This is a genomic window from Pseudomonas sp. JC1203 (assembly GCF_056175065.1).
On record NZ_JBWCAM010000015.1, the window covers coordinates 136,554 to 160,730 of the forward strand.

Annotated in this window: 24 protein-coding genes and 1 pseudogene; 9 read left to right on the forward strand and 16 right to left on the reverse strand. The window is 66.8% G+C overall.

Annotation, left to right across the window (positions count from 1 at the left end; translation table 11 throughout):
• Nucleotide 1: 1 nt before the first annotated feature.
• Nucleotides 2-1,000 (reverse strand): 2-dehydro-3-deoxygalactonokinase, encoded by a 999-nt coding sequence (locus AC0SZ7_RS21795; protein ID WP_475506313.1) that lies wholly within the window; start codon nt 998-1,000, stop codon nt 2-4.
• Between the two features lie 189 nt (nt 1,001-1,189).
• Here AC0SZ7_RS21795 and AC0SZ7_RS21800 point away from each other — a divergent pair, with 189 nt between their 5' ends.
• Both AC0SZ7_RS21800 and AC0SZ7_RS21805 read left to right on the forward strand, forming a co-directional pair.
• Nucleotides 1,190-1,468, forward strand: coding sequence for a type II toxin-antitoxin system RelE/ParE family toxin (locus AC0SZ7_RS21800; protein WP_475506314.1), 279 nt, complete (start codon nt 1,190-1,192; stop codon nt 1,466-1,468).
• A 17-nt stretch (nt 1,469-1,485) separates the two neighbouring features.
• The gene (locus tag AC0SZ7_RS21805) at nt 1,486-1,770 is read left to right on the forward strand and encodes a HigA family addiction module antitoxin (protein WP_475506315.1); all 285 of its coding nucleotides are present in this window, start codon (nt 1,486-1,488) and stop codon (nt 1,768-1,770) included.
• 15 nt (nt 1,771-1,785) lie between these two features.
• Here the strand turns inward: AC0SZ7_RS21805 and AC0SZ7_RS21810 are convergent, their stop codons facing one another.
• On the reverse strand, nt 1,786-3,096 hold the full coding sequence (locus AC0SZ7_RS21810) for an MFS transporter (RefSeq protein ID WP_475506316.1): 1,311 nt from the start codon (nt 3,094-3,096) through the stop codon (nt 1,786-1,788).
• 194 nt (nt 3,097-3,290) lie between these two features.
• Between AC0SZ7_RS21810 and AC0SZ7_RS21815 the strand changes: the two are divergent.
• Nucleotides 3,291-3,644: pseudogene (locus tag AC0SZ7_RS21815) on the forward strand (PaaI family thioesterase); the annotation flags it as partial.
• On the opposite strand, the gene AC0SZ7_RS21820 reads toward AC0SZ7_RS21815, so the two are convergent.
• The 5 genes from AC0SZ7_RS21820 to AC0SZ7_RS21840 all read right to left on the reverse strand — a co-directional run bounded on the left by AC0SZ7_RS21820 (nt 3,641) and on the right by AC0SZ7_RS21840 (nt 7,444).
• On the reverse strand, nt 3,641-4,120 hold the full coding sequence (locus tag AC0SZ7_RS21820) for an ANTAR domain-containing protein (protein WP_475506317.1): 480 nt from the start codon (nt 4,118-4,120) through the stop codon (nt 3,641-3,643). The pseudogene AC0SZ7_RS21815 and the gene AC0SZ7_RS21820 overlap by 4 nt on opposite strands.
• Nucleotides 4,121-4,290: 170 nt before the next feature.
• The gene (locus tag AC0SZ7_RS21825) at nt 4,291-4,770 is read right to left on the reverse strand and encodes a sigma-70 family RNA polymerase sigma factor (RefSeq protein ID WP_475506362.1); all 480 of its coding nucleotides are present in this window, start codon (nt 4,768-4,770) and stop codon (nt 4,291-4,293) included.
• A 94-nt stretch (nt 4,771-4,864) separates the two neighbouring features.
• Nucleotides 4,865-5,395, reverse strand: a complete 531-nt coding sequence (locus AC0SZ7_RS21830) for a GNAT family N-acetyltransferase (protein ID WP_475506318.1) — start codon at nt 5,393-5,395, stop codon at nt 4,865-4,867.
• A 70-nt stretch (nt 5,396-5,465) separates the two neighbouring features.
• Entirely contained in the window at nt 5,466-6,785 is a 1,320-nt protein-coding gene (locus AC0SZ7_RS21835; RefSeq protein WP_475506319.1) for an ATP-binding protein, read from the reverse strand.
• The gene (locus AC0SZ7_RS21840) at nt 6,782-7,444 is read right to left on the reverse strand and encodes a response regulator (protein WP_475506320.1); all 663 of its coding nucleotides are present in this window, start codon (nt 7,442-7,444) and stop codon (nt 6,782-6,784) included. The genes AC0SZ7_RS21835 and AC0SZ7_RS21840 overlap by 4 nt, the downstream gene beginning before the upstream one ends.
• Before the next feature lie 150 nt (nt 7,445-7,594).
• Between AC0SZ7_RS21840 and AC0SZ7_RS21845 the strand changes: the two genes are divergently transcribed.
• On the forward strand, nt 7,595-8,428 hold the full coding sequence (locus tag AC0SZ7_RS21845; protein WP_475506321.1) for a prolipoprotein diacylglyceryl transferase family protein: 834 nt from the start codon (nt 7,595-7,597) through the stop codon (nt 8,426-8,428).
• 112 nt (nt 8,429-8,540) lie between these two features.
• Nucleotides 8,541-9,077 carry an RNA polymerase factor sigma-70 gene (locus tag AC0SZ7_RS21850; RefSeq protein WP_475506322.1) on the forward strand — a complete coding sequence of 179 codons (537 nt, stop codon included), beginning with the start codon at nt 8,541-8,543 and terminating at the stop codon, nt 9,075-9,077.
• Nucleotides 9,078-9,377: 300 nt separating this feature from the next.
• Here AC0SZ7_RS21850 and AC0SZ7_RS21855 read toward each other — a convergent pair whose 3' ends face one another.
• The 3 genes from AC0SZ7_RS21855 to AC0SZ7_RS21865 form a co-directional block, all read right to left on the reverse strand.
• Complete coding sequence (locus AC0SZ7_RS21855) at nt 9,378-10,361, reverse strand: GNAT family N-acetyltransferase (RefSeq protein ID WP_475506323.1); 984 nt, start codon at nt 10,359-10,361, stop codon at nt 9,378-9,380.
• A gap of 75 nt (nt 10,362-10,436) precedes the next feature.
• Nucleotides 10,437-11,219 (reverse strand): substrate-binding periplasmic protein, encoded by a 783-nt coding sequence (locus tag AC0SZ7_RS21860; RefSeq protein ID WP_475506363.1) that lies wholly within the window; start codon nt 11,217-11,219, stop codon nt 10,437-10,439.
• 122 nt (nt 11,220-11,341) lie between these two features.
• Nucleotides 11,342-11,965 (reverse strand): TetR/AcrR family transcriptional regulator, encoded by a 624-nt coding sequence (locus tag AC0SZ7_RS21865; protein ID WP_475506324.1) that lies wholly within the window; start codon nt 11,963-11,965, stop codon nt 11,342-11,344.
• A gap of 136 nt (nt 11,966-12,101) precedes the next feature.
• Here AC0SZ7_RS21865 and AC0SZ7_RS21870 point away from each other — a divergent pair, with 136 nt between their 5' ends.
• Both AC0SZ7_RS21870 and ppnP read left to right on the forward strand, forming a co-directional pair.
• Complete coding sequence (locus AC0SZ7_RS21870; protein ID WP_475506325.1) at nt 12,102-12,644, forward strand: 3'-5' exonuclease; 543 nt, start codon at nt 12,102-12,104, stop codon at nt 12,642-12,644.
• A 78-nt stretch (nt 12,645-12,722) separates the two neighbouring features.
• Nucleotides 12,723-13,004, forward strand: a complete 282-nt coding sequence (gene ppnP / locus AC0SZ7_RS21875) for a pyrimidine/purine nucleoside phosphorylase (RefSeq protein ID WP_416423228.1) — start codon at nt 12,723-12,725, stop codon at nt 13,002-13,004.
• A 45-nt stretch (nt 13,005-13,049) separates the two neighbouring features.
• Here ppnP and AC0SZ7_RS21880 read toward each other — a convergent pair whose 3' ends face one another.
• Nucleotides 13,050-14,828, reverse strand: a complete 1,779-nt coding sequence (locus tag AC0SZ7_RS21880; RefSeq protein ID WP_475506326.1) for an ABC transporter transmembrane domain-containing protein — start codon at nt 14,826-14,828, stop codon at nt 13,050-13,052.
• Nucleotides 14,829-15,086: 258 nt separating this feature from the next.
• Between AC0SZ7_RS21880 and AC0SZ7_RS21885 the strand changes: the two genes are divergently transcribed.
• On the forward strand, nt 15,087-15,272 hold the full coding sequence (locus AC0SZ7_RS21885) for a PA1571 family protein (RefSeq protein ID WP_475506327.1): 186 nt from the start codon (nt 15,087-15,089) through the stop codon (nt 15,270-15,272).
• A gap of 78 nt (nt 15,273-15,350) precedes the next feature.
• Here the strand turns inward: AC0SZ7_RS21885 and pdxB are convergent, their stop codons facing one another.
• Entirely contained in the window at nt 15,351-16,496 is a 1,146-nt protein-coding gene (gene pdxB / locus AC0SZ7_RS21890; RefSeq protein WP_475506328.1) for a 4-phosphoerythronate dehydrogenase PdxB, read from the reverse strand.
• A 157-nt stretch (nt 16,497-16,653) separates the two neighbouring features.
• Here pdxB and AC0SZ7_RS21895 point away from each other — a divergent pair, with 157 nt between their 5' ends.
• Nucleotides 16,654-18,027, forward strand: coding sequence for an MATE family efflux transporter (locus AC0SZ7_RS21895; protein WP_475506364.1), 1,374 nt, complete (start codon nt 16,654-16,656; stop codon nt 18,025-18,027).
• 102 nt (nt 18,028-18,129) lie between these two features.
• Here AC0SZ7_RS21895 and AC0SZ7_RS21900 read toward each other — a convergent pair whose 3' ends face one another.
• From AC0SZ7_RS21900 to kdpB, 4 genes are read right to left on the reverse strand one after another with little or no spacing between them, the layout of a single operon-like run.
• Entirely contained in the window at nt 18,130-18,822 is a 693-nt protein-coding gene (locus AC0SZ7_RS21900; RefSeq protein WP_475506329.1) for a response regulator, read from the reverse strand.
• A 2-nt stretch (nt 18,823-18,824) separates the two neighbouring features.
• Complete coding sequence (locus AC0SZ7_RS21905) at nt 18,825-21,476, reverse strand: DUF4118 domain-containing protein (protein ID WP_475506330.1); 2,652 nt, start codon at nt 21,474-21,476, stop codon at nt 18,825-18,827.
• 58 nt (nt 21,477-21,534) lie between these two features.
• Nucleotides 21,535-22,092 (reverse strand): potassium-transporting ATPase subunit KdpC, encoded by a 558-nt coding sequence (kdpC, locus tag AC0SZ7_RS21910; RefSeq protein WP_475506331.1) that lies wholly within the window; start codon nt 22,090-22,092, stop codon nt 21,535-21,537.
• Nucleotides 22,093-22,102: 10 nt separating this feature from the next.
• The gene (gene kdpB, locus AC0SZ7_RS21915; RefSeq protein WP_475506365.1) at nt 22,103-24,163 is read right to left on the reverse strand and encodes a potassium-transporting ATPase subunit KdpB; all 2,061 of its coding nucleotides are present in this window, start codon (nt 24,161-24,163) and stop codon (nt 22,103-22,105) included.
• Nucleotides 24,164-24,177 lie beyond the last annotated feature (14 nt).

Below are 24,177 nucleotides of genomic sequence, written 5' to 3' on the forward strand. Positions count from 1 at the left end.
GTCAAACCTCTTCTGGCTGTGGGGCGAGCAGCCCGGCCGCCACGGCCAGGCTCCATAATCCGCGTTCGGTGGCCTGCTCGGCCAGGCTGGCCTGGGCAAAGCCGCACAGGTTCAGGGCAATGCGATAGCGCTGGCACAGCGGCGCGCTGCCGATCAGCATCACCTCGGGCAATGCGGCGCCGGCATGGCGCGCACGCGACACCTCGGCCAGGGCGCGCAGTTCGTGGCCAATCATCAGGCCGGACAGGTAATCGGGTTGCTGGGCGCCGCTGAGCTGCCCCGTGAGGCCCAGGGTGCGGGCACTGAACAGCGTCGACAGCAGGCCGATGTCGGCGTCGGCCGACAGCGCCACCTGCACGCCCCGTACGAACGCGGCTTCATCGAACTGGCCGGTGGGCTGCTGGGTGCGGCCAAGAATGGTGTGGGCGCAGACTGCGGCGTACAGCTCGCCGGTCATGAAAGTGTCGAACTGCTGGATGCAGCCATCCACCACGCTCACCCACTTGCTGTGGCTGCCGGGCAGGCCGATCAGCAAGGCTTCCTGGCGGGCGTGGCTGGGCAGGTCCTGCAACAGACCCAGCACCTGGGTCTCCTCGCCGCGCATCACATTGGGCAGCCGCGAATGCTGGATAACCCCCGGCACGATATGCAACCGGGTGCCGCGCAGGGTTTGCACCGTCTGCAGGCTGGCGCCCAGGTCGGCGACCCGCGCAGGCGTCGGGCAATAGGCAGCCTCGCGCCAGCCCTGGGCGCTGCCGACCATGCCGCAGGCAATCACCGGCAGCTGCGGTTGCGCCTGCAGCCAGTCACCGCAGGCGTCATCGAAGGCCAATTCAAAACCGTTGTCGCAGCGTTGCCCGGCGATGGCCCGGGGGGTGGTAGGCAATTGCATGATGCCCGAGGCCAGCGCGCGCTGCTCCAGCACCTGGCCGTGACGGCCGAGTTTATAAGCCCGAAGGGAAGTAGTCCCCCAATCGAGCGCGATCAAATGCGCCTGCATCGCTTCACCTGAGTTGTTTTTTGACAGTGAGGGCGTAGAGCTGATGGAAAGGACTATAGATGGTTTTGGCGGCAAATCTCAATATATAATTTGTTGTCCCATATTTAGGGATTTATTGATTTGCATACTGTAATGTCTTGCCTTACACTTTGGCTTGAACCGCTGTAAGCCGAAGCCTTACAGTTATTCATGATCAAGAGCATTCGACACAAAGGCTTGAAGGCCTTGTACCTGACAGGAACGACCAAAGGCGTCAGGCCTGACCACGTCGCACGACTTCGTCGGCTGCTGTCGGCGATGGACAGAGCCGCGGCCCCCGAGGACATGAACCGCCCTGGCAACCGACTGCATGCCTTGAAGGGCGACCGCCTGGGTTTCTGGGCCGTAACGGTATCGGGGAACTGGCGAGTGATCTACCGCTTCGACGGCACTGACATCGAACTGGTCGACTACCTCGACTACCACTGACAGGAGGGAATCCACAAATGGCCATGTTCAATCCACCCCACCCCGGGGAAGCGCTTCGCGAGGACGTGTTACCAGCCCTGGGCATGACTGTAACCGCGCTGGCGCAACACCTGGGGTATTCACGCGGGCAGCTATCAACGGTACTGAATGGCCGCGCAGCGCTTTCGGCAGACCTGGCCTTGCGGCTGGAGATGGCCGGCCTGGGCAGCGCGCGCATGTACCTGGCCGAACAGGCCGCCTACGACCTGTGGCAAGCCCAGCGTAAAACACTGCCCGCCATTACCCGGCTGGCAGTCGCTTGACGCTAGCAAGGCGCATCAACCACAGGCGCTCGCGCCCTCGCCTTGCAGCACCCCACGCCCGGCGTACACCAGCGCGGTCAGCAGCCCGACCATGCCCATCACCGCGCTGAAACCCACGCACACCCATGGGCTCCAGGGCATGGCGGCGATCAGCGCCAGTGGCGTGACGCTGGCCCACAGGGCGTAGGCGATGTTGTAGGTAAAGGAGATACCCGACACGCGAATGTTCGCCGGGAACAGCCCCACCATCACCGACGGCACCACGCCCACCACGCCACAGGCCAGCCCGGCCAGGGCATAGCCCAACCCCGGCAGGCCCCAGCCGCCAATCAGGTTGGCGTACAGCGCAGTGATGCCCAGGGGCATCAGCAGGCTGTAGACCAGCAGCGCCCGCCAGGCGCCGATGCGGTCCACCAGCAGGCCGGCCAGCACGCAGCCGATGTTGAGGAAAACGATGCCCAGGCTGCTGAGCGCGAAGGTGTGCCCCGCCGTCATGCCGAAGCGCTGCTGCATGACCGTGGGGGTGATGACCACCAGCACCACCACCGCCGAGGTCAGCACGCACGTCAGGATCACTGCTGGCAGCAGCGCCTGCCGATAGTCGCGCAGCACGGCCTTGAGCGGCAGCTCCACCAGGCCTTCGCGGCGCTCGCGCAATGCCAGAAACACGGGTGTTTCGCTCAGCCAACGGCGCAGCCACACACCGATGATGCCGAACACACCGCCCAGCAGGAACGGCAGGCGCCAGGCGTAATCGAGAATCTCTTGCGGGGTGAACAGCTGCGCCAGCGCCGTGGCGGTCAGTGCGCCGATCAGGTAGCCGAAGGTCAGGCCGGCCTGCAGGAAACCCAGGGCATAGCCGCGACGGTGCGCCGGGGCATGCTCGGCGACAAACACCCAGGCGCTGGGCACCTCGCCGCCCACGGCCGCGCCCTGCAGAATGCGCAAGGCCAGCAGGATCAGCGGCGCGGCGTAGCCGATGTGCGCGTAGGTGGGCATCACCCCGATCAACAGGCATGGCAGCGCCATCATCAGGATGCTCAGGCTGAAGACCTTCTTGCGCCCCAGGTGATCGGCGAAATGCGCCATGAGAATGCCGCCCAGCGGCCGGGCCAGGTAGCCGGTGACGAAAATGCCGAAACTTTGCAGCAGGCGCAGCCACTCGGGCATCTGCGGCGGGAAGAACAACTGGCTGAGGGTGAGCGCGAAGAACACGAAAATAATGAAATCGTAGATTTCCAGGGCGCCTCCCAAGGCCGCCAGGCCCAGGGTCTTGTGGTCGGCGCGCGACAGCAGCAGCGGGCCGGGTGTGGGGTTGGCAGTCATGTGGTATCCACGTATTGGGGACGGCGACGCCTATGCTGGCGCCTGCCAAAGGCGCAGAGGATAGCAAACTGAGCCGGCCAGGCCACTACCGTGGCGGTGGCCGCGATTTGCCTGGTATGCCCCGGTGGCAGGGACGCAGCCTTCGGCAGCTGCTACGCGAATCTGTAGCAGCGGCCCGAGGCCGCGTCCTGGAGCCGATTGAATGGGGCCCAGGCCTGTTTATCTTCCAGGGCACACCGGATGAGCGTCACTACAACCCACTGGGCAGCGTGCATGGCGGCTATGCCGCCACCTTGCTGGACTCGTGCATGGGGTGCGCCATTCACACGCGGCTACAACAGGGCCAGGGCTATACCACCCTGGACCTGCGCATCAGCTATGTTCGGGCATTGAGCGCCAGCACCGGGCCGGTGCGGGCAGAAGGCAAGGCTATTCACGTGGGGCGTTCCACGGCGCTGGCCGAGGGGCGCATCTACGATGCCGAGGGCCGGCTTTACGCCACCGCCAGCACTACGTGCATGATTCTCGGCAGCCCAGCCAACCGCTAGGAATGCCGCAACAGCGCCGGTTCCTTCTGGGCCAGGCGCTTGCGGCCCTGACCGCGCTGGCTGACAACCGCAACGGGTTGCTCGATCAGGTCGACGCCAATGTCGACGATGTCCATCAGCGTCTTCAGCGCATCGCTGTCGGGCAGGCGTGACAGGCACACATTCACCGAGTCGCGCTGCTGGCTGGCGATGGTGGGCACCGGCACGCTTTCGCTTTCATACAGCAAGGCGTGGTGTACCTGCTTGCTGCCCTTGCACAAGCGCGGCAGGTCGACGCCGGCACGTTGGGCCATTTCGGTGTTGGCAATCAGCAGGTCGAACGGCTCTACGGCGCTTTGTACCAGCGCCAGCAAGGCCTCGAAGGAACGCACCGGAGCGATACGGTAATAGCCCATGGTGTTGAGCATGCGCTCGACGTGCATCAATTGGCTGGGATGCTCGTCGGCAATCAGAATTCTTAACGCTTTGTTGATCATGGTCGGTGACCTGCGCCGCAGCGCCAAGGGCATCCCTGACCCGTGAGCCGCCACACATCAAGCGGCATCCCTCGGAAGTCACGGTCGATATTCTTCCCGATGGGCGGCGAAATCAAGCACAGCGCAGCAAATTCGGGGCCAAACCGATGATCGGCGAAATGCTGAGGTGGCTATTGGTTTTCCCACTCGCGCATGCGTACCCGGCAGTGTTTCATGGCGTTGACGATGTGCTTCTCCACCAGCGCGCGAGACAGGTTCAAGCGCGTGGCGATCTCGGGGTGCGACAGGCCTTCAAGCTTGCGCAGCAGGAAACTGTCGCGGCACGCTGGTGGCAGTTCATCCAGCGCCCGGCGCATCAACTCCAGGCGCTGGCCCTGGTCCATCACTTGCTGCAGCGCCGGGTCGAGGTAACGTTCGTCGGTGTCCAGCACTTCCAGGGGCTCCACCTGGCGCAGCACGCTGCGCCGGTGGCCGTCGATCACCAGGTTCAGCGCCGTGCGGTACAGGAATGCGCGCGGGTGGGCGATTTCGGTATCGCCGCTACGCTCCAGCACGCGCACGTAGGCGTCGTGGGCCACGTCCTCGGCGACCTGGTGGTTGCCCAGCCGCGCGCTGAGGAAGCCGACCAGCTCCCGGTAATAAGTTTCCAGTACAGCACCGGGCCGCGTCATCAGCACTGACTTCCCTGGTTACGGTGGAGATTCGAATAGTGGCACATTGCGATGTCGCAAATTATAATAATTCTCAGCCACGTTTTACCAGCCCATTACCGCTGGCTTCGTCGAAATCGTTCAGCACCTTGTCCATGGGCACCAGCGCCAGGCCGCTGAAATGCAAGGGCTGGCCCGTTTGCCGGTAGCCCAGGCGTCGATGAAAGCCGCTGGCGGTACAGGTGCTGTACAGCATGGCGCGCCGGTGGCCCTGGCGGCGCAGGAATGCTTCCATGGCCACCATCAAAGCCCGCCCCAGGCCCTGGCGGAAACATTCGGGCTGCACGTAGCACAGGCAGATCTCGCCGCTGGTGAGGGCCAGCGCCACCCCTGCCGGCTTGCCCTGCAGCCAGCCGAGGCGCAGGTACAGGGCGTCGTCGACCAGCCAGCGGTCGACGTCCTCGCAGCCCTTGTGGCGCAGCCAGGCTTCCACCAGGCAAGGGTTGTTGCGGTGGTCCAGGGCGCCGCCCGTACGGATCGAGCGCTCCAGGATGCGGCTGATGATGCCGGCGTCGCCGGGCGCTGGCGGCTTGATGACAATGGGCGTTTCCATGAGCGGGTCCATGCTCGGTCTCCTCTCCTGAGGCAAGCCGCTACCCTACCCGCGCTGCCCACCCCTGGCGACCCCGGCTGCGTTACAGCGCGTGTAGCGGCACCGCCAGCCGCACCCGCAGGCCGTCGTCGCGGCTGTCGAAGGCCAGCCCGCCGCCACAGCGCTGGACGATGGCGTGGACAATCGCCAGGCCCAGGCCGCAGCCGACGCTGTGGGTGCTGCGCCAGAAACGCTGGGTAAGGTTGGGCAGGTCGGCGGCGGCGATGCCCGGGCCGTGGTCACGCACCAGGAAACAGGCCTGGCCATCGGCGATGCTGACACTCAGCTCCACCTGGGCGCCCACCGGGCTGTGACGCAGGGCGTTGTCCAGCAGGTTGCGCACCGCCGCCACCGCCAGCGCCGAGGGCATCTGCAGGCGCGCTTCGGCCACGCCCGCCGGCATCTCCAGAACAATACGGTGACGGTCGGCGGCGCTGGCATCCTGCACCGCCGTATGCGCTGCCTGGCCGGCGGTGCAGGCACAGCCGTCGTCGAACGACAGGCTGCCTTCCACCCGCGCCAGCAGCAACAACTGCTCCAGCGTGCGATGCAAGCGGTCGGCACCGGCTTCGGCATGGCCCAGCGCAGTTTCACGCGCGCCACCGTCGGTCATGCGCGCCACTTGCAGGTGGGTCTTGATGGCCGTCAGCGGGCTGCGCAGCTCGTGGGCGGCGTCACCGGTCAGCCGCCGCTCGCGCTCCAGGGTCTGGCCGATGCGCTGGAACAGCTGGTTCTGGCTTTCCAGCAGCGGCTGCAACTCGCGCGGCAAGGCCTGCACCTGCAGCGGCTCGACCGAGTCGGCGCTGCGCCGCGCCAGGGCATCGCGGATGCGGTTGAGCGGCGCCAGGCCCACGCCCACGCACAGCCACAACACCGCCAGGCTGCCCAACAGCGCCACCAGCACCGGCACCGACGCCGCCAGCAGAATCGAGTAATTGAGCGATTCGCGCTCTTCATGACGGTCAGCCGTGGTGATGCGCACGCCGTCGTGCATCAGGGTGAAACTGCGCCAGCGGCCGCCGTCGATCAACTGGTCGTGGAAGCCGCTGCTCTGGTCGTCCAGCTGGTCGTTGGCGCCATGGCTACGCGCCAGGATTTCCCCGCGCAGCGAGCTGACCTGGCAGGCCATGCCGTCGGGAATGCTCAACTGGTCGGCGCTGAAACGCCGCGCCTCGCCCTGGCTGGCCAGCGGCGGCAGTTGGTCCACCAGGCCTGCGACCATGCGCGCCGAGGCCACCAGGCGCTGGTCCAGGGAAAACATCATCTGGTGGCGCAGGTCGCGGAACATCCAGGCCGCCGCCAGCGACCAGATCAGCAGGAAGGCCAGCCCCAATATAAGGCTAAGGCGCAGGCGCAGGCTCATGCCGGCTGCCCCAGGCGGTAACCCAGGCCGCGCACGGTCTGCACGATGTCGTTGCCCAGTTTGCGCCGCAGGTGGTGAATGTGCACGTTGAGGGCGTTGCTCTCCACCTCGTCGCCGAAGCCGTAGACACTGTCTTTCAACTGTTCACTGGACAGCACCCGCCCACGGCTGTGCAACAGCGCCTGCAGCAGCGCCTGCTCGCGCCGCGACAGGTCCACCGGCTGGCCGGCCAGCCAGGCCTGGCGGCTGCTGGGGTCGTAGCGCAACGGGCCATGTTCGATGGTGTTCACCGCCCGCCCCGCCACGCGGCGCGTCAGCGTATGCAGGCGCGCGCACAGCTCGCGCAGGTCGAAAGGCTTGAGCAGGTAGTCGTCGGCGCCCGCTTCCAGGCCCGCCACACGGTCGGTGACGGTGTCGCGCGCGGTCAGTACCAGCACCGGCAGCAACTCGCCCTGTTGGCGCAAGGCGGCCAGCATGGCCAGGCCGTCCTCGTCGGGCAGGCCCAGGTCCAGCACCATCACGTCGAAATGCGCCGCCTGCAACAGCGCACGCGCGGCGCTGGCGGTGCCTACCCGGTCCACGGTCAGGCCCTGGGCCTGCAGGCCGGCGACGATGCCACAGGCAATCAGCTCATCGTCTTCGCAAAGCAGAACGTGCATAACAGTACCCGTGTGCAAAACCGGCAGTATCGCCGATGATCATTAACCGGCGATTATGCCGGGTTCCCCAGGCCGCGGCGCGCCGTTAATCGCCGCTTAACGGCCAGCCGCCAGACTGGCGCCACTGCCCACCCCACACAGGAAGTCCCCATGTTGAGTCTTGGCGTCGGCCCCTTTGCCCTGGCCGTCAACCACTTGCTGCTGCTGGCCGCCCTGGCGGTGGCCCTGCTGACCGGCTGGTGGGTGGCCCGCAGCCGCGGCACGCGCAACCCGGAGGCGAGCATATTCGGCCTGTTCATGCTGGCATTGCTGGTGGCGCGCCTGGCCTTCGTCGGCGTGTACGCCGGGCAATACCGCGCCCAGCCCTGGCAGGTCATCGACCTGCGCGACGGTGGCTTCGTGTGGTGGGCAGGCCTGCTGGCCCTGGGCGTTGGCGCCGCGTGGCAAGGCTGGCGCCAAGCTGCGGTGCGCGTGCCGCTGGCCGCCGCCCTGGCGGTGGGGGTGTTGTCCTGGGCCGGCGCCGACTTGCTGCTGCGCCAGCACCAGCAGGGGGTGGGCATGCCCACCGCCACCCTGCATGACAGCCTGGGCCGGCCGGCCACATTGCCAGGCGCCGACCCACGGCCGCTGGTGGTCAACCTGTGGGCCAGCTGGTGCCCGCCCTGCCGCCGCGAGGTGCCAGTGCTGCTGCAGGCCCAGGCGCAGCGCGGCGACCTGCGCTTCGTGTTCATCAACCAGGGCGAAGCACCGGGCGCGGTCAGCAACTTCATTGCCGCCGCCGGCTTCGACAGCCAGCACATTCTCTACGACCCCGGCAGCCAGTGGGGCCGCCAGCTGGGCTCGGCGGCGCTGCCCACCACGCTGTTCTACAGCGCCCAGGGCCAACTGCTGGGCAGCCACCTGGGCGAGCTGTCGGCGGCCAGCCTGGCCGACGCCCTGAAAGTGTTCGGCCCTGCGACTTATGCCTCGAAACAGGGCATTTAGACTTTATTCTCATTTGACAACGATTATCATTACAACTAACTTGGTGCCCGTCCCGCAGCCGCCGCATGCTCGGCGAACCCTGTGATAACCCACTGGCCACCAGGTGACTTCCATGATGGAACAACAGCCCACAAGCACGTGTGACACACCCCTGCTGCAAGCCTTCGTCGACAATCGCACCTTGCTGGTGAAGATCGCCGCACGCATTACCGGGTGTCGTTCACGGGCCGAGGACGTGGTGCAGGACGCCTTCTTCCGCCTGCAGTCGGCACCTTCCATCACCTCGTCGTTCAAGGCGCAGTTGAGCTACCTGTTCCAGATAGTGCGCAACCTGGCCATCGACCACTACCGCAAGCAGGCGCTGGAACAACGCTACTGCACCCACGAGGACGAGGGCCTGAATGTGGTGGTGGCCGGTGCCACGCCAGAAGCTACGCACCAGCACCAGGCCACCCTGGAAGTGGTGGACCGCGCCCTGGGCCAACTGCCCCAGCGCACCCGCTACGCGTTCGAGGCCTACCGCCTCAATGGCGTCCCGCAGAAAGACATCGCCCGCGAATTGGGGGTGTCGCCAACCCTGGTGAACTTCATGATCCGCGACGCGCTGGTGCATTGCCGCAAGGCCTCGGGCGAGCGCGAGGCGGCCTGAACCAGCCCCGGGGCGAATGGGACGCCGCCGGACGCAGCCTTCGGCAGCTGCTACATCCTGTGGGAGCTGGCGTGCCCGCGAGCTGTTGGGGCCAGAAAAGCTCGCTGGCCAGCCCCCGCCCCCACCACCGGTGCGGCGACGCGAATGCGGATACCCCATACACCGCGCCGCCTGCATCGCGGCCAAGGCCGGCTCCTACCACGTACGGCGTAGGAGCCGACTTTAGTCGCGATGCAGACGACGCCATTTCAAGACAGTTGCTGCTACGTCGGTCTCTGTAGCCGCCGCAGGCCGCGTCCTCTAGAGGGTCAGGTCATTGCGGGCGAAGAAGCCTTCACGGGTGGTGACCATCAGCGCCGCGCGCTTGTGCGGGAAATCGAACTCCTTTTCGCGGTAAAAGCCCTGCCCCTGCATGTAGCCGATCATCTTGCCGTTGTCGGCGCGCGGCTCGGCCACCACGCGTTGGGTGCGGGGGTCGTCCAGGAACAGGTAATGGGTCAGCGCCGACAGCCAGCTGGCCACCTTGTGCGGCCCGCGATGGTTTTCCTCGCCTACCAGCATGTGGACGCCACGGTCGTGATTGTCGGCATCGAGGAACGGCGCGATGCGATCCTCACGCGCCCAATACGCCTCGAAATAAGCGAACGGCTGGTCATCGAAACAACCGACCAGAGTGACGGTGTGCGGGTCAGCCGCCAGCTTTTCCAGGTAGGCGCGGTGCTGCGCCAGGTCGCCCTGCTCTTGCCAGAAATTCGCCACCCGCGGGTTGTTCTGCCAGCGGTTGAAGCGGGCCAGGTCCTGCTCCACGTCCAGCGTGCGCAACGATACCCAGGCTTGGATACGCGGGTCGAAACGCCGGTAAACCTCGCCCACAGGCTTGGGCGCGCGGCGCGGATGGCGCTTGCCGTCGGTCATCTGCAACTGTTGCGGGAAGGCCGCGCTGGGCTGTGCCAGCCACGGTTGCGGCAGCTGCCAGAACAGCTCCCGCTCACACACATACTCGCCCGCAGCGGGCACCAGTAAACCGCTTGCCAGCGCTTGTTCCGGCGCGTCCGCCAGCTGCCAGTGCAGGCGCCGCGCCTGTGGATTGGCGCTCAGCAGCCAATAGCTTGCAGCCCACAGCGCACGGAAATCGGCAGCGCCCACGGGCGTGACGGTCAATTGCGGCGTGCGTTGCACCTGCAGTTCGATCAGCCGTTCACCTGCCAGGCTCAACACCAGGCGTTGATCAGTTTCGTCGGCGACCAGGTCGCACCAATGGGGCAAGGGCGGGAATTGGGACATGCGGGCAGCTCACGAAAGGACGGAAGATCCCTGAATGACGTGAGCGCCACGGCAAAATTTACCCCAGGCCGCCGGTCATGGCACCGCGTGGGCCACCACCGGCTGCTCCGGCAACGGCCGCACGGCAATCCGGTAGGGGTCGAACACCTTGAACATTTCGCCGTTGTTGCGCAGCCCCTGCAACAACTGGTGGAACTGCTGGCCGGTGATGGGCGCCTGCGGCCGCAGCAGCGCGTAGTGATGGTACAGCTGGTCGATGCGGTCGGAGATCAGGAAATCCTTGGCCACCCCGGGGTTGCGCGTCAGGTAGTCGTAGAGATAGGAGCGTGTGACCAGGGCGATGTCCGCGCGGTCACGCAAAATCATCATCAGGTTGCTGTCGTGGGAGTAGGTGAGCGTGGCGTTGTAGGTCTTGGCCAGGAACGCGGGGTCGGCGTTGAAGTCGGCGAACGCGTAGTGGTAGCCGCTGAACAGTGCCAGGCGCTTGCCCGACAGGTCGGCGAAGTAGGTCTGGTCACGGTGGTCACCGCGCTTGGCGACGAAGATCTCGGCATCCTCAAGGCCCATGTCGACGCTGGTGTGCTCGATCTTTTCCCAGCCCCACTCGGGGTTTTCGAAGATCGCCATGTCGATGCGCCCATCCTGGAAGTCACGGTAGCGACGCGGAATCGAGGTGGGCACCAACACGAAGTGGAACTGGCCCTGGGAGGCGTTGAGGTCATCCACCAATTGCGGCAGCAGGCCGGTGTCGGCGCCGGTTTCGGGGCGTACCGTGTAAGGCGGGAAATGCGCCGCGCCCACTCGTACTTCCTGCGCCGCCACGCTCGACAGCGCTACCAGGCCCAGGCCCGCCCCCATGAGTAACCGCGCGATGCTGCGCCGGCGAATCCCAGTCAACGTGTTGTACCTCAGGGCAAAAGGGCATTTGGATCCGCATAAATTAGGCGTTTGCGGGCCGTTCCACAACTGCAAACATAGGCTCAGGGGCCTTTGAGCACCAGCTGCAACGCCTGGTCGGCCAACTGTTCCAGGCTCAGGCTGCCCTGGGGCTTGAACCAGGTGCTGGTCCACGACAAAGCACCGGTCAGCAGGCGCCGGGTAATGGCCACATCGCCGCCCAGCAGCCCGGCCTCCCGCGCCTCGGCCAGCACCTGCAGCCACAGCTGTTCGTAGCGGTCGCGCACGGCCAGCACCTGGGCCTGGCTTTGGGCCGAAAGCGCGCGCCATTCATACACCGCCACCGCCATGGCCTCGCCCGTGCCGCCCATGATCGACTGCAGTTCGCAGCGGATCAGCGCCAGCACCCGCTCGCGCACGCCCGTCACGTCGGCAAGCTCGGCCTGCATCAGCGCGGTGTTATAGAGGATGGTCTGTTCCATCACCGCGCGCAGTATCTCGTCCTTGCTCTTGAAGTGATGGAAGATGCTGCCCGACTGGATGCCCACGGCGCTGGCCAGGTCGCGCACCGTGGTGCGGTCGAAGCCCTTGCTGCGGAACAGGTGGGCGGCCGTCTGCAACAGCACGCCGCGGGGGCTGTCGGGGTCGGTCAATTGACCGCTGGCCACCAACCGCTGCATCACTTCACGGGCCTTCAAGTCGTCCACACGCCCTGCCTCCACTACCGTCCGTCGAGCAATGTATGCCGTGGCCAGGCCCCTAGCAAGCGCTTGGGGGGATATCGGAACTCTTTGTACTTGGCTACGCTCTAGCCAGAATGAGCACAGCGCATTGGAGCCTGGTATGCCGCATTGGCTGGTGATCGACCTGGAAGCTACCACGGATGAGGGTGGCTGGCCGGTCGCGGAAATGGAAATCATCGAGATCGGTGCCAGCCTGGTGACCCGCGACGGCCGCGAGGTGGACCACTTCCAGCGCTTCGTGCGCCCGCAGCGGCGGCCGTGCCTCACGCCTTTCTGCCGCGAACTGACGCGCATCACCCAGGCCAACATCGACGCCGCCGCGCCGCTGACCGAGGTGTGGCCGCAGTTCGAGCGCTGGCTGGGCCACCACCAGGCCAACCTGCAGGGCTGGGTGAGTTGGGGCGACTACGACCGCCAGCAGTTGCTGCTCAGTTGGCAACAGCACCAGTTGCGCAGCCTGCTGGCGGACGTGCCGCACACCAACCTCAAGCAGCGCTTTGCCAAGGCGCGCAAACTGCAGCGGCCGCTGGGCCTCAATGGCGCCCTGCAACTGGCGGGCTTGAGCTTCAACGGCCAGCAGCACCGGGCCCTGGAAGATGCGCGCAACACCGCGCGGCTGCTGCCCCTGTCACTGCCTAACTAGACGGTTAAAAGCGCGTGCACCGCTTCACGGCGTTGGGCATACTGGCGGCCCTTTTGACCCTATCCTGAGGATTCGCCCATGTTTAAAGTCAACGAATACTTCGACGGCACCGTGAAGTCGATTGCTTTCGAAATGAAGGAAGGCCCTGCCACCATCGGCGTCATGGCCCCGGGCGAATACGAATTCGGCACCGCACAGAAAGAAATCATGCACGTGGTTACCGGCAAGCTGATCGTCAAGCTGCCTGACAGCCTGGAGTGGGAAACCTTCGAAGGCGGCAGCCGCTTCAACGTGCCGGCCAACAGCAAGTTCCAGCTGAAAGTGGAAGTGGAAACCGCCTACCTCTGCGAATACCGCTAAGCCCCACAACCCCGTGGCCGCTACCGCCAGGCAGCGGCTACTGGGTCATGTAGGCGCCGCGTCGGCGGTATTGAACTGCAACGCCGCCAGCCGCGCGTACAGCGCATTGCCGGCAATCAACTGCCGGTGCGTGCCCACAGCCACCACCCTGCCCTGTTCGATCACCGCGATGCGGTCGGCGTTCTGCACCGTCGCCAGCCGGTGGGCGATAACCAGCGTGGTACGGCCCTGCATCAGGGTCGGCAAGGCCTCCTGAATCAAATGTTCACTCTGCGCGTCCAGGGCACTGGTGGCTTCGTCCAGCAGCAGGATCGGCGCGTCCACCAGCAGCGCGCGGGCAATGGCCAGGCGCTGGCGCTGGCCGCCCGACAGGCCCAGCCCGGCCTCGCCCAGGTGGGTCTGGTAGCCCTGCGGCAAGGCCTCGATGAAGTCATGCGCATGGGCGATGCGCGCGGCCTGCTGCACCTGTTCGAAAGGCGCGTCGGCCTGGCCGTAACGCAGGTTGTCTTCCACGGTGCCGAAAAACAGCGCCGGGGTTTGCGACACCAGGGCGAAATGCCGGCGCAGGTCCTGGGGGTCGAGCTGGCGCAGGTCCACACCGTCGATCAGGATACGCCCCTGCTGCGGGTCGTAGAAACGCAGCAGCAGGTCGAACAACGTGGATTTGCCGGCGCCGGACGGGCCTACCAGGGCCAGGGTCTCACCGGCGCGAATCTCCAGGTCCAGGCCATTGATGGCGGGCTGCGATGGGCGCGACGGGTAGGCGAACAGCACCTGCACAAGGTCCAGGCGGCCGCTCACCCGCGCGGGCAGGCGCTGCAGGCCACTGGCCGGCGGGCGAATTTCGCTGCTGGCCTGCAGCAGTTCGCCAATACGCTCGGCAGCGCCGGCCGCCCGTTGCAGTTCGCCCATCACCTCGCTCAACGTACCAAAGGCACTGCCGACGATCAGGCTGTAGAACACGAACGCTGCCAGTTCACCGCCCGAAATGCGCCCGGCGATCACGTCCATGCCGCCCACCCACAGCATTACCCCTACCGCGCCCAGCACCAGCATGATCACCAGGGTAATCAGCCAGGCGCGCTGCACGATGCGCTGGCGCGCGGTCTCGAACGCCTGCTCTACCGTGACGCCAAAACGCCGCTGGTCCTCGGCCTGGTGGTTGTAGGCCTGCACGGTCTTGATCTGATTGAGGGTTTCGGCGACGTAACTGCCCACGTCGGCAATGCGGTCCTGGCTCTGGCGCGACAGGCCGCGCACGCGCCGGCCGAACACCAGAATCGGCGCCAGCACCAGCGGCAGTGCAATCACCACGATACTGGTGAGCTTGGGGTTGGTGATGAACAACAGCACGATGCCGCCAATCACCATCAGCGCATTGCGCAGGAACAGCGACAGCGACGAGCCGATCACCGATTGCAGCAAGGTGGTGTCGGCGGTCAGCCGCGACTGGATCTCGGAACTGCGGTTGTTTTCATAGAAGCCGGGGTGCAGGTACACCAGGTGGTCGAACACCTGCTGGCGGATGTCAGCCACGCAGCGCTCGCCAATCCACGACACCAGGTAGAACCGCACGAAGGTGCCCACCGCCAGGGCCACCACCAGCAGCATGAACACCGCGATGGAGCGGTTGAGCAGCACCGGCGATTGGGTCAGGAAGCCCTGGTCCACCAGCAGCCGAATGCCCTGGCCCATGGACAAGGTAATGCCGGCGGTGACCACCAGGGCTACCAGGGCAGCCAGCGCGCGCCAGCGGTAAGGGTAGAGAAAATGCAGGGCCAGGCGCAGGGCGCGACGCTGGCGGGCGGAAAGCAGCGAGATCATGGGCAGGCCTGGCAAGGAAGGTTCGCCAAGCCTACACCCTGGCGGCTGGTTTGCGCCCGGGGGAACTCCCGATGCCAGGGCCGGTCACCTTAACAGGACCTGCCAGACCTTGGCCTAGATGCTTTTGGTCTAAGCACGGGCTGGCGGTTTCCAGCGCTTTCTGGTGGACTGAAAGCGTCGCCAGGCTGCACAGGGATGTCACGAGGCAGTCATCTGGCGACCCTACTCTGAGCACTAAACCTGATGAGGAGACGGGCCATGGGCTTGCACAGCAGCAGTAACCAAACCGTGGAAGTACGCCGCATCCAGCCGCACCAGGCGGCCGGCGGCTCCATTATCGATGCCAAGGGACAAGAGATCCCTATCACCGAAGACATGATCCAGGATGCCTGCCAGGAACTGGAAAAACGTCTGGTCAAACCTGCCCCTGCCAAACAAGACTGACGACCCGCGCCACCCCGTGAACCCGGCCATGCGCCGGGTTTTCTTTTTTGCGCCTGTGACGCGGCCTCGCGACCGCTGCTACACCAGCTCGCAACCCAGCGCCGTGGCCAGCTTGCGCAGGTCCGGCGAATAGCCGTCCAGGCGCACCCGCAGCCCTTCGATTTCGCGACGCGAGGTGGGGTAATTCTTGCGCAGCCCGTCGAACGCCAGCCGCTGCTGGGCATCGTTATCGGTCAGGCTGCGACGGAAATCGGCGTCATCACGGCGCGGGTCATACACTGCGCGGCACAGCATGGCCAGCGCCTGCACAGGGTCGGCAAGGCCGTTCAACGCCACTTCCGACAGCCACGGCGGCGGCAGCAGGTCGGCCAGTTGCACGCTGGCCGGCTCGCCGCGGAACGCACAGTAGGCCTGGTAGATCTGCGCGGTACCGCGCTGCTTGCCGTCCAGGCTGTAGCCGGCGATGTGCGGGGTGGCCAGCACGCAAAGGTCGGCCAGTTCACCGTCGACGCCAGGCTCGTGCTCCCATACATCCAGCACCGCCTGCAGGTCGTCGCGCTCGATCAGCACGTCCTTCAGCGCCTGGTTGTCGACAATCGGGCCACGGGCGGCGTTGATCAGCCAGGTGCCCTGTTTCAACCGCGCCAGGCGCTCGGCGCCCAGCAAGTGCCAGGTGGGGTGGCTGCCGCTCTTGCTCAGCGGGGTGTGCAGGCTGATCACATCGCACTGGGCGATGATTTCGTCCAGGCTGACGTAATCGCCGCCCTCGGCCGCTTGGCGCACCGGGTCGCAGACCTTCACGTCCCAGCCCAGCCCGCGCAGCACGCGAATCAACCGCGAGCCCACCTGGCCGGCGCCGACCACGCCATAAGTGCGGCCGGCAAGGGCTGCGCCTTCCAGCTCGGCCAGGGTCACCAGCGCGCCCAGCACGTAGTCCACCACGCCGCGGGCGTTGCAACCCGGGGCGCTGGACCAGCGAATGCCGGCCTCGGCGAAGTAGTCCAGGTCCAGGTGGTCGGTGCCGATGGTGCAGGTGCCGACGAAGCGCACATTGCTGCCTTCCAGCAAGGCGCGGTTGACCTTGGTGATGGAGCGCACCAGCAGCACGTCGGCATCGCGCACCGCGTCGGCATCGACACTGCGCCCGTGTACCCGGCGAATTTCGCCGAAACCTGCAAAGAATTCTTCAAGCAGTGGAATGTTTTCGTCAGCAACAATCAGCATGGCAAGCTCCCCAGTATGGGCGGCAGTTTAGGCGCAGCCGGGCGCGCCGTCACGAAGCGCGTGGCAAGTGTTTCCTGACCACGGCGTCAAGGCGTAGAATGGGCGGTTTTCCGCGCCCATCAGTGGACTACGCCCCGTGACCGCAGCTGCAACCGACATGACCACCCCCCTTACCCGCCCTGCCCGGGTGCGCCTGGAATTGCGCACGCTGCTGGCCCTGGCCGGCCCGATCATGATCGCGCAGTTGGCGCACACCGCCATGGGCTTTGTCGATGCCGTGATGGCCGGCCGCGTCGGCCCCCGTGACCTGGCCGCCGTGGCGCTGGGCAACTCGATCTGGGTGCCGGTGTTCCTGCTGATGACCGGCATTCTGCTGGCCACCACGCCCAAGGTCGCCCAGCGCCATGGCGCCGGCACCCCGGCCGAGATCGGCCCGCTGGTACGCCAGGCGCTGTGGCTGGCGCTGGCCGCCGGGCTGGGCGCCAGCCTGCTGCTGTTCAACGCCGAGCCGGTGCTGCACCTGATGAAAGTGGACCCGGAGCTGATAGCACCCTGCATGGGCTATTTGCGCGGCATCGGCACCGGCCTGCCGTCGGTGGCGCTGTACCACGTGCTGCGCTGCTGCAGCGACGGCATGGGCCGCACCCGGCCGAGCATGGTGCTGGGGCTGTGCGGGCTGGCGCTGAACATCCCGCTGAACTACGTATTCATCTACGGCCATCTGGGCGTGCCCGCCATGGGCGGCGTGGGCTGTGGCTGGGCCACCGCCAGCGTGATGTGGATGATGCTGCTGGGCATGGCCGCCTGGGTGCGTTGGGCGCCTGCCTACCGCGCGGCCAACGTCTTCGGCCAGTTCCAGTGGCCGCAATGGCCGGTCATCCAGCGCCTGCTGGGCATCGGCCTGCCGATCGGCATCGCGGTATTCGCCGAGTCGAGCATCTTCGCCGTCATCGCCCTGCTGATCGGCAGCCTGGGCTCCACCGTGGTCGCCGGCCACCAGATCGCCCTGAGCATCAGCTCCATGGTGTTCATGATTCCGTTCTCGCTGGGCATGGCCGTGACCATCCGCGTCGGCCAGGCCCTGGGCCGCGGCCTGCCGCGCGAGGCACGCTTCGCCGCCGGCATCGGCATGGCCTCGGCGCTGGCCTACGCGTGTTTCTCGGCGACGTTGATGTACCTGGGCCGCGAGCACATCGCGCGCATCTACACCGCCGACCCGGCGGTGCTGCACATTGCCGCCATGCTGATTGTGTATGCGGCGCTGTTCCAGTTCTCGGACGCCATCCAGGTCACGGCCGCTGGCGCCTTGCGCGGTTACCAGGACACGCGGGTGACCATGCTGCTGACGCTGTTTGCCTACTGGGGCATTGGCCTGCCGGTGGGTTACCTGTTGGGCCTCACTGACTGGCTGGGCGCGCCGGCCGGGCCGAGCGGGTTGTGGCAGGGGCTGATCGTGGGCCTCACCTGTGCGGCGGCGATGCTGCTGGTGCGCCTGATGCGCAGCGCGCGCAAGCGTATTCGCAGCGCCTGAACCATGGACGCGGCCTGCGGCCGCTGCTACGGGAATCGATGACGCGCCGGCGTTCGATGAATAACACGACGAAAATCCGCGTAGCAGCGGCCGCAGGCCGCGTCAGGGATTGGCCAGAAGACGATACCCCACCCCCGGCTCAGTGATGATGTAGCGCGGCGCCGTCGGGTCATCATCGAGCTTCTGCCGAATATGCCCCACCACGATGCGCAGGTAGTGGCTGTCCTCGGCATGTGTCGGCCCCCAGATGTCCTTCAGCAGCTGCTGCTGGGTAATCACCCGCCCGGGGAAACGCGCCAGCTGCGCCACCACCGCATATTCCTTGCGGGTCAGCGCCACCTCGGCGCCATCCAGCGTCACCCGGCGCAGCCCCAGGTCAATCAGCAAGCCGCCAATGCTCACCGGCGCCAGCGGCGCATCGCCGCTGGGCACCTGGCGCAACAGGGCACGGATGCGCGCCAGGAACTCCTGAATGCCGAACGGCTTGGTGACGTAGTCATTGGCGCCGTTGTCCAGGGCTTCCACCTTCTGGGTCTCGCTGGCGCGCACCGACAGCACCAGCACCGGCACCTGGCTCCATTCACGCAGCTCGCGCAGCACCTGCTGGCCGTCCATGTCCGGCAGGCCCAGGTCCAGCACCACCAGGTCCGGGCCGCCCAGCGCGGCCTGGCTCAGGCCTTCGGCGCCGGTGCCGGCTTCCAGCACCTTGTAGCCCTGGGAAGCCAGGCTGATGCGCAGGAACTTGCGGATCTGCGGTTCATCGTCGATCACCAGCAGGGTCGCGGTTTGACTCATGTTCAGGCTTCACTTTCCAGGCCGGGTTGCGGTTGCACCGGCAAGCATAGAGTGATGCAGGTGCCGTGGCCATCCAGGCCGTCGCTCACCAGGATGCGCCCGCCGTGGGCGCCGATCATGCCCTGGCAGATCGCCAGGCCCAGGCCGGTGCCCTGGCCACCGCGGTCGCCACGGGCGGCGGTGTAGAACATGTCGAAGATTTTTGCCCGCTCCTCCTCGGGAATACCCGGGCCCTGGTCGCTGACGGCGAAACTCAGCTCCTCGCCGCTGGCGGCAGCGCGTATCAGCAGGCGGCCGTGGGGTGGCGAAAAACGCGCGGCGTTTTCCAGCACGTTGATCAGCGCCTGCTCGATCAGCGCGGCATGCACGTACAGCAGCGGCAGCTGCCCCGGCACCTCCACCGCCACGTCCAGCGGCGCCAGCACCGCGCGCAGGCGGTTGAGGGCGCTGCCGACAATGTCGGCCGGCGCCACCCAGTCGCGCGCAAGCTTCAGGGCGCCGTGGCCCAGGCGGGTCATGTCGAGCAGGTTCTGGATGTAGCGGTCCAGCCGCTCGGCTTCATCGCGGGTGCCTTCCAGCAGCTCCTGGCGGTCGGCACGCGGGATGGCCTCGCCCAGCGCCAGCAGGCTGTCGATGCTGCCGCGCATGGCCGTCAGCGGTGTGCGCAGGTCGTGGGACACCGAGGCCAGCAGCGCGCTGCGCAGCTGCTCGGTTTCACCGTGCAGGCGTGCCGCCTCCAGGTCCTGGGCCAGCTGCGCCCGGGCCAGGCCCTGGGCCAGCGGCTGGCTGAGGGCACCGAGCAGCCGCCGGCGCTGGGCGCTCAAGGCGCGGCCGTCGCGGTCGCGCACGCCCAGCAGCACCAATGGGCCGTCCTGCAGTGACACAGGCGTCCACCACCAGCGCCCCGAGGGCAAGGTGCCGGTGCCCATGCCGGCCGGTTGGTCATGCTGCCAGGCCCAGTCGGCGGCAGCACGTTCGGTGTCACTGAGGGGAATGGGGTGGCCGCCAGGGTCTTTCCAGCCCTGATGGCCGTCGCGCTCGGCCACCCACACCTGCAACTCGCGCCAGCCCTGCAGGTGCTGGGCGGCGGCGCTGAGCACGGCCTGGCGGTCGGTGGCGGCGGTGAGCTTGCGTGACAGGTCGAGCAGTTCGCTGGTCTCTTCCTGGGTGTCGCGCAGCGCCTGCAACTGCCGGCGCTGGCGCGCGGCGAGGTTGCCGGTGAGCGCCGCCATCAGCAGGAAAAACAGCAGGGTCAGCACGTCCTCTTCGCGGTAGATGGTGAGCGAGAAGGTCGGCGGAATGAACAGAAAGTCATACGCCAGGAACGACAGCGCCGCGCACACCAGCGCCGGCCCCAGGCTGCTGCGCACCGCCACCAGCAGCACCGCCGCCAGGAACACCAGCGAGATGTTCGGCAGCGCCAGCACGCTGGCCACCGCCGAGGCCAGGCCGCTGGCGGCAAGGGTGGCGAACAGCGCCAACAGGTAGTCGAACCACACCCACTCGCCTGCCCCATGGGCACGGGGCAGCGGCCGCGCTTCATCGCGGTCGAGCACGTTGATTTCCAGCCCATGGGTGTCGCGCAGCAGCCGCGGGCCCAGGCCGCCGCCCAGCCAGCGGCGGTACCACAACGGCCGCGACTGGCCCACCAGCACCAGGCTGGCGCGGCGTTCGGCGGCATGCTGGATCAAGGTTCTGGCCACTTCGCCGGCGCGCAGCACCACCACTTCACCGCCCAGGCGCTCGGCCAGTTGCTGGGCGTTCTGCAAATGCTGGCGGCTGAGTTCGTCGCGGGCCGTGGCGGTGTCCACGTGCACCACGCTCCAGGGCAGGTGCCGGCGCTGCGCCACCCGGCTGGCGTGGCGCACCAGGCGCTCGGCCTGGGCATCGCCGTCAATGCCCACCAGCAACCGCCCGCGCAACGCCGGGGCGGCCTGGCCCATGCGCCGGTAACCTTGCGCCAGGTCGGCGTCGACCTGGGCGGCGGCGGTCTGCATGGCCAGCTCGCGCAGGGCGGTGAGGTTGGTCTGGGTAAAGAAGGCGTCGATGGCCGCTCGCGCCTGTTCGGGCACGTACACCTTGCCGTCGCGCAGGCGCTCCAGCAGTTCGCGCGGCGGCAGGTCGATCAGCACCAGCTCGTCCGCCTCCTGCAGCACCCAGTCGGGCAGGGTTTCACGCACCTGCACGCCGGTGATGTCCAGCACCTGGTCGTTGAGGCTTTCCAGGTGCTGGACATTGACCGTGGTGTAGACGTGGATGCCAGCGGCCAGCAGTTCCTGAATGTCCTGCCAGCGCTTGGCGTGGCGGCCACCGGGGGCGTTGCTGTGCGCCAGTTCGTCCACCAGCACCAGCTGTGGCGCGGCCTGCAGCAGGCCGTCGAGGTCCATCTCCTCCAGGGTCACGCCGCGGTACTGGGAACGCACCAGCGGCTGCTGGGCCAGGCCGCCGAGCAGCGCCTCGGTCTCGGCGCGGCCATGGGTTTCCACCACCCCCGCCAACACGCCAACACCTTGGCGCAACTGGCCGTGGGCGGCCTGCAGCATGGCGTAGGTCTTGCCCACGCCGGGGGCCGCGCCGAGGAACACCTTGAGGCGGCCGCGGCCATCGCGGGGCAGTTGGGCCAGCAGCGCGTCGGCGCGCAGGGCATCACTCATGAAAATCACTCAACGCCAGGAATGGAAGACCCGTAGCCGCAGCCGCCAGGCTACGGGGTTAGTGGGCTGAAGGTAGCCGATCCAGCGCCATGTTCAAAGCCAGCACATTCACCACCGGCGGGCCGAACAACGAGCGCTCGGTGTGCTCGGCTACCAGTTGCTGCACCGTGGCAGTGGGCAGCTGCCGCGCCTGGGCCACGCGCGCCACCTGGTAATCGGCCGCGGCCGGCGGCAGGTGCGGGTCCAGGCCGCTGCCCGAGGTGGTCAACAGGGCCAGCGGCACCGCACCCTGCCCCTCCACATACAGCTTGGCGGCATCGTCCTTGATGCGGCTGGCCAGTGCCGGGTTGCTGGGTGCCAGGTTGCTGGCGCTGCTGGACACGGTGGCGAAATCCCCGGCCGACGGCCGTGGGTGGAACCAGGCGTCGCCCGTGAAGGCCTGGGCGATCAGGCTGGAGCCGCGCAGCTTGCCGCCCTCATCGTGCACCAGGCTGCCATTGGCCTGTTCAGGGAAGGCCACCTGGGCCACCGCCGTCACGGCCAGCGGGTAGGCCACGCCGGTGATCAGGGTCATCAATACCATCAGGCTCAGGGCCGGACGCAGATAAGTCGACATCATCAATTCCTCATACCAGGTGAACGGCGGTCAGCAGCAGGTCGATCAGCTTGATGCCCACGAACGGCACCACGATTCCGCCCAACCCATAGATCAACAGGTTGCGCCGCAGCAGGTGCGCAGCACTCGCCGCTTGCACCCGCACGCCGCGCAGAGCGAGCGGGATGAGTACGACGATGATCAGCGCGTTGAACACAATCGCCGATAGAATCGCGCTCTGCGGGCTGGCCAGGTGCATCACGTTCAACACCCCCAACTGCGGGTAGATGGCGGCGAACAGCGCCGGCAGGATGGCGAAGTACTTGGCCACGTCGTTGGCGATGGAGAACGTGGTCAGGGCGCCACGGGTCACCAGCAGTTCCTTGCCGATCTGCACCACGTCCAGCAGTTTGGTGGGGTCGCTGTCGAGGTCGACCATGTTGGCCGCCTCGCGCGCCGCCTGGGTGCCGTCGTTCATGGCCATGCCCACGTCTGCCTGGGCCAGGGCCGGGGCGTCGTTGGCGCCGTCGCCACACATGGCCACCAGGCGGCCGTCGTCCTGTTCCTGGCGAATGCGCGCCAGTTTTTTCTCCGGCGTGGCCTCGGCCAGCACGTCGTCGACACCTGCCTCGGCGGCAATGGCGGCAGCAGTCAGCGGGTTGTCGCCGGTGACCATCACGGTGCGGATGCCCAGCTTGCGCAGCTCGTCGAAGCGCTCGCGAATGCCGGGCTTGACCACGTCCTTGAGGTGAATGGCGCCCAGCAGGCGTTTGTCGCGGCACACCAGTAGCGGCGTGCCACCGCTCTGGGCGATCTTGTCCACTTCACGGGCCAGGGCGGCGGGCATTTCCAGGCGCGCCATGCCCACGAAGGCCAGCAACGAGTCCACCGCGCCCTTGCGGTAAATGCGCCCGGCATGGTCGACGCCGCTCAGGCGCGTTTCGGCGCTGAAGGGCACCGCCACCAATTCCGTGGCGGCCGGTTCCGGCAGGCTGTGCAGCTGGCGCAGGAAGTCGACGATGGACTTGCCCTCGGCGGTGTCATCGGCCAGCGACGCTAGCAGCGCACCTTCGGCCAGCTCCTTGGCGGTCACGCCGGGGGCGGCGTACAGCGCGGTGCAACGGCGGTTGCCGAAGGTGATGGTGCCGGTCTTGTCCAGCAGCAACACGTGCACATCCCCCGCCGCTTCCACCGCGCGGCCGGACTTGGCGATGACGTTCAGGCGCACCAGGCGGTCCATGCCGGCAATGCCGATGGCCGACAGCAGGCCACCGATGGTGGTGGGAATCAGCGTCACCAGCAGCGCCACCAGGAACACCAGCGGCAGGCTGCCGTTGGCGAAGTGGGCGAACGGCTGCAGGGTCACCACCACCAGCAGGAAGATCAGCGTCAGGCCAATCAACAGAATGTCGAGGGCGATCTCGTTGGGGGTTTTCTGGCGTTTGGCGCCTTCCACCAAGGCGATCATGCGGTCCAGGGTCGATTCGCCCGGGTTGGCGGTGATTTTCACCAGCAGCCAGTCCGACACCAGGCGGGTGTTGCCTGTGACCGCCGAACGGTCGCCACCCGACTCGCGGATCACCGGCGCCGACTCGCCGGTAATGGCCGCCTCGTTGACCGCGGCGATACCTTCGATGACCTCGCCGTCGCCGGGGATCATCTCCCCGGCCTCGACGCGTACCACGTCGCCCTTGCGCAGGCTGGCGGCGGCGACGTTCTGGAACTGCCCGGCGCTGTCGCGGCGGCGCGCAGCCAGGCCCTGGCTACCAGCCTTGAGGCTGTCGGCGCGGGCTTTGCCGCGGCCCTCGGCGAGGGCCTCGGCAAAGTTGGCGAACAGCACGGTGAACCACAACCACAGGGCAATCTGCACCGCCACCCCGGTACTCACACCCGCTTCGGGCAACACGCACAGCACCGTGGTGAGAATGGCAGTGAGTTCCACCACCAGCATCACCGGCGCGCGCTGCAGTTGGCGCGGGTCAAGCTTGACGAATGCCTGCACCAGCGCCGGGCGCCACAGGGCGGCGAACGCGGTTTTCTGGGCAGTGCCGGCGGCTTCGGACGCGGCCGGCTTGGCAACACGGATCGGCATATTCATGGTCATGT

Bases quoted from the DNA above. Each gene is read 5' to 3' on its own strand.
- AC0SZ7_RS21905 (WP_475506330.1), bottom strand. From the start codon at position 21,476: ATGAGTGATGCCCTGCGCGCCGACGCGCTGCTGGCCCAACTGCCCCGC.
- AC0SZ7_RS21830 (WP_475506318.1), bottom strand. From the start codon at position 5,395: ATGGACCCGCTCATGGAAACGCCCATTGTCATCAAGCCGCCAGCGCCC.
- AC0SZ7_RS21810 (WP_475506316.1), bottom strand. From the start codon at position 3,096: ATGACTGCCAACCCCACACCCGGCCCGCTGCTGCTGTCGCGCGCCGAC.
- kdpB (WP_475506365.1), bottom strand. From the start codon at position 24,163: ATGCCGATCCGTGTTGCCAAGCCGGCCGCGTCCGAAGCCGCCGGCACT.
- AC0SZ7_RS21805 (WP_475506315.1), top strand. From the start codon at position 1,486: ATGGCCATGTTCAATCCACCCCACCCCGGGGAAGCGCTTCGCGAGGAC.
- AC0SZ7_RS21860 (WP_475506363.1), bottom strand. From the start codon at position 11,219: ATGGGGGCGGGCCTGGGCCTGGTAGCGCTGTCGAGCGTGGCGGCGCAG.
- AC0SZ7_RS21850 (WP_475506322.1), top strand. From the start codon at position 8,541: ATGATGGAACAACAGCCCACAAGCACGTGTGACACACCCCTGCTGCAA.
- AC0SZ7_RS21840 (WP_475506320.1), bottom strand. From the start codon at position 7,444: ATGCACGTTCTGCTTTGCGAAGACGATGAGCTGATTGCCTGTGGCATC.
- AC0SZ7_RS21900 (WP_475506329.1), bottom strand. From the start codon at position 18,822: ATGAGTCAAACCGCGACCCTGCTGGTGATCGACGATGAACCGCAGATC.
- AC0SZ7_RS21880 (WP_475506326.1), bottom strand. From the start codon at position 14,828: ATGATCTCGCTGCTTTCCGCCCGCCAGCGTCGCGCCCTGCGCCTGGCC.
- AC0SZ7_RS21855 (WP_475506323.1), bottom strand. From the start codon at position 10,361: ATGTCCCAATTCCCGCCCTTGCCCCATTGGTGCGACCTGGTCGCCGAC.
- AC0SZ7_RS21800 (WP_475506314.1), top strand. From the start codon at position 1,190: ATGATCAAGAGCATTCGACACAAAGGCTTGAAGGCCTTGTACCTGACA.
- AC0SZ7_RS21845 (WP_475506321.1), top strand. From the start codon at position 7,595: ATGTTGAGTCTTGGCGTCGGCCCCTTTGCCCTGGCCGTCAACCACTTG.
- AC0SZ7_RS21895 (WP_475506364.1), top strand. From the start codon at position 16,654: ATGACCACCCCCCTTACCCGCCCTGCCCGGGTGCGCCTGGAATTGCGC.
- ppnP (WP_416423228.1), top strand. From the start codon at position 12,723: ATGTTTAAAGTCAACGAATACTTCGACGGCACCGTGAAGTCGATTGCT.
- kdpC (WP_475506331.1), bottom strand. From the start codon at position 22,092: ATGTCGACTTATCTGCGTCCGGCCCTGAGCCTGATGGTATTGATGACC.
- pdxB (WP_475506328.1), bottom strand. From the start codon at position 16,496: ATGCTGATTGTTGCTGACGAAAACATTCCACTGCTTGAAGAATTCTTT.
- AC0SZ7_RS21835 (WP_475506319.1), bottom strand. From the start codon at position 6,785: ATGAGCCTGCGCCTGCGCCTTAGCCTTATATTGGGGCTGGCCTTCCTG.
- AC0SZ7_RS21885 (WP_475506327.1), top strand. From the start codon at position 15,087: ATGGGCTTGCACAGCAGCAGTAACCAAACCGTGGAAGTACGCCGCATC.
- AC0SZ7_RS21870 (WP_475506325.1), top strand. From the start codon at position 12,102: ATGCCGCATTGGCTGGTGATCGACCTGGAAGCTACCACGGATGAGGGT.
- AC0SZ7_RS21795 (WP_475506313.1), bottom strand. From the start codon at position 1,000: ATGCAGGCGCATTTGATCGCGCTCGATTGGGGGACTACTTCCCTTCGG.
- AC0SZ7_RS21820 (WP_475506317.1), bottom strand. From the start codon at position 4,120: ATGATCAACAAAGCGTTAAGAATTCTGATTGCCGACGAGCATCCCAGC.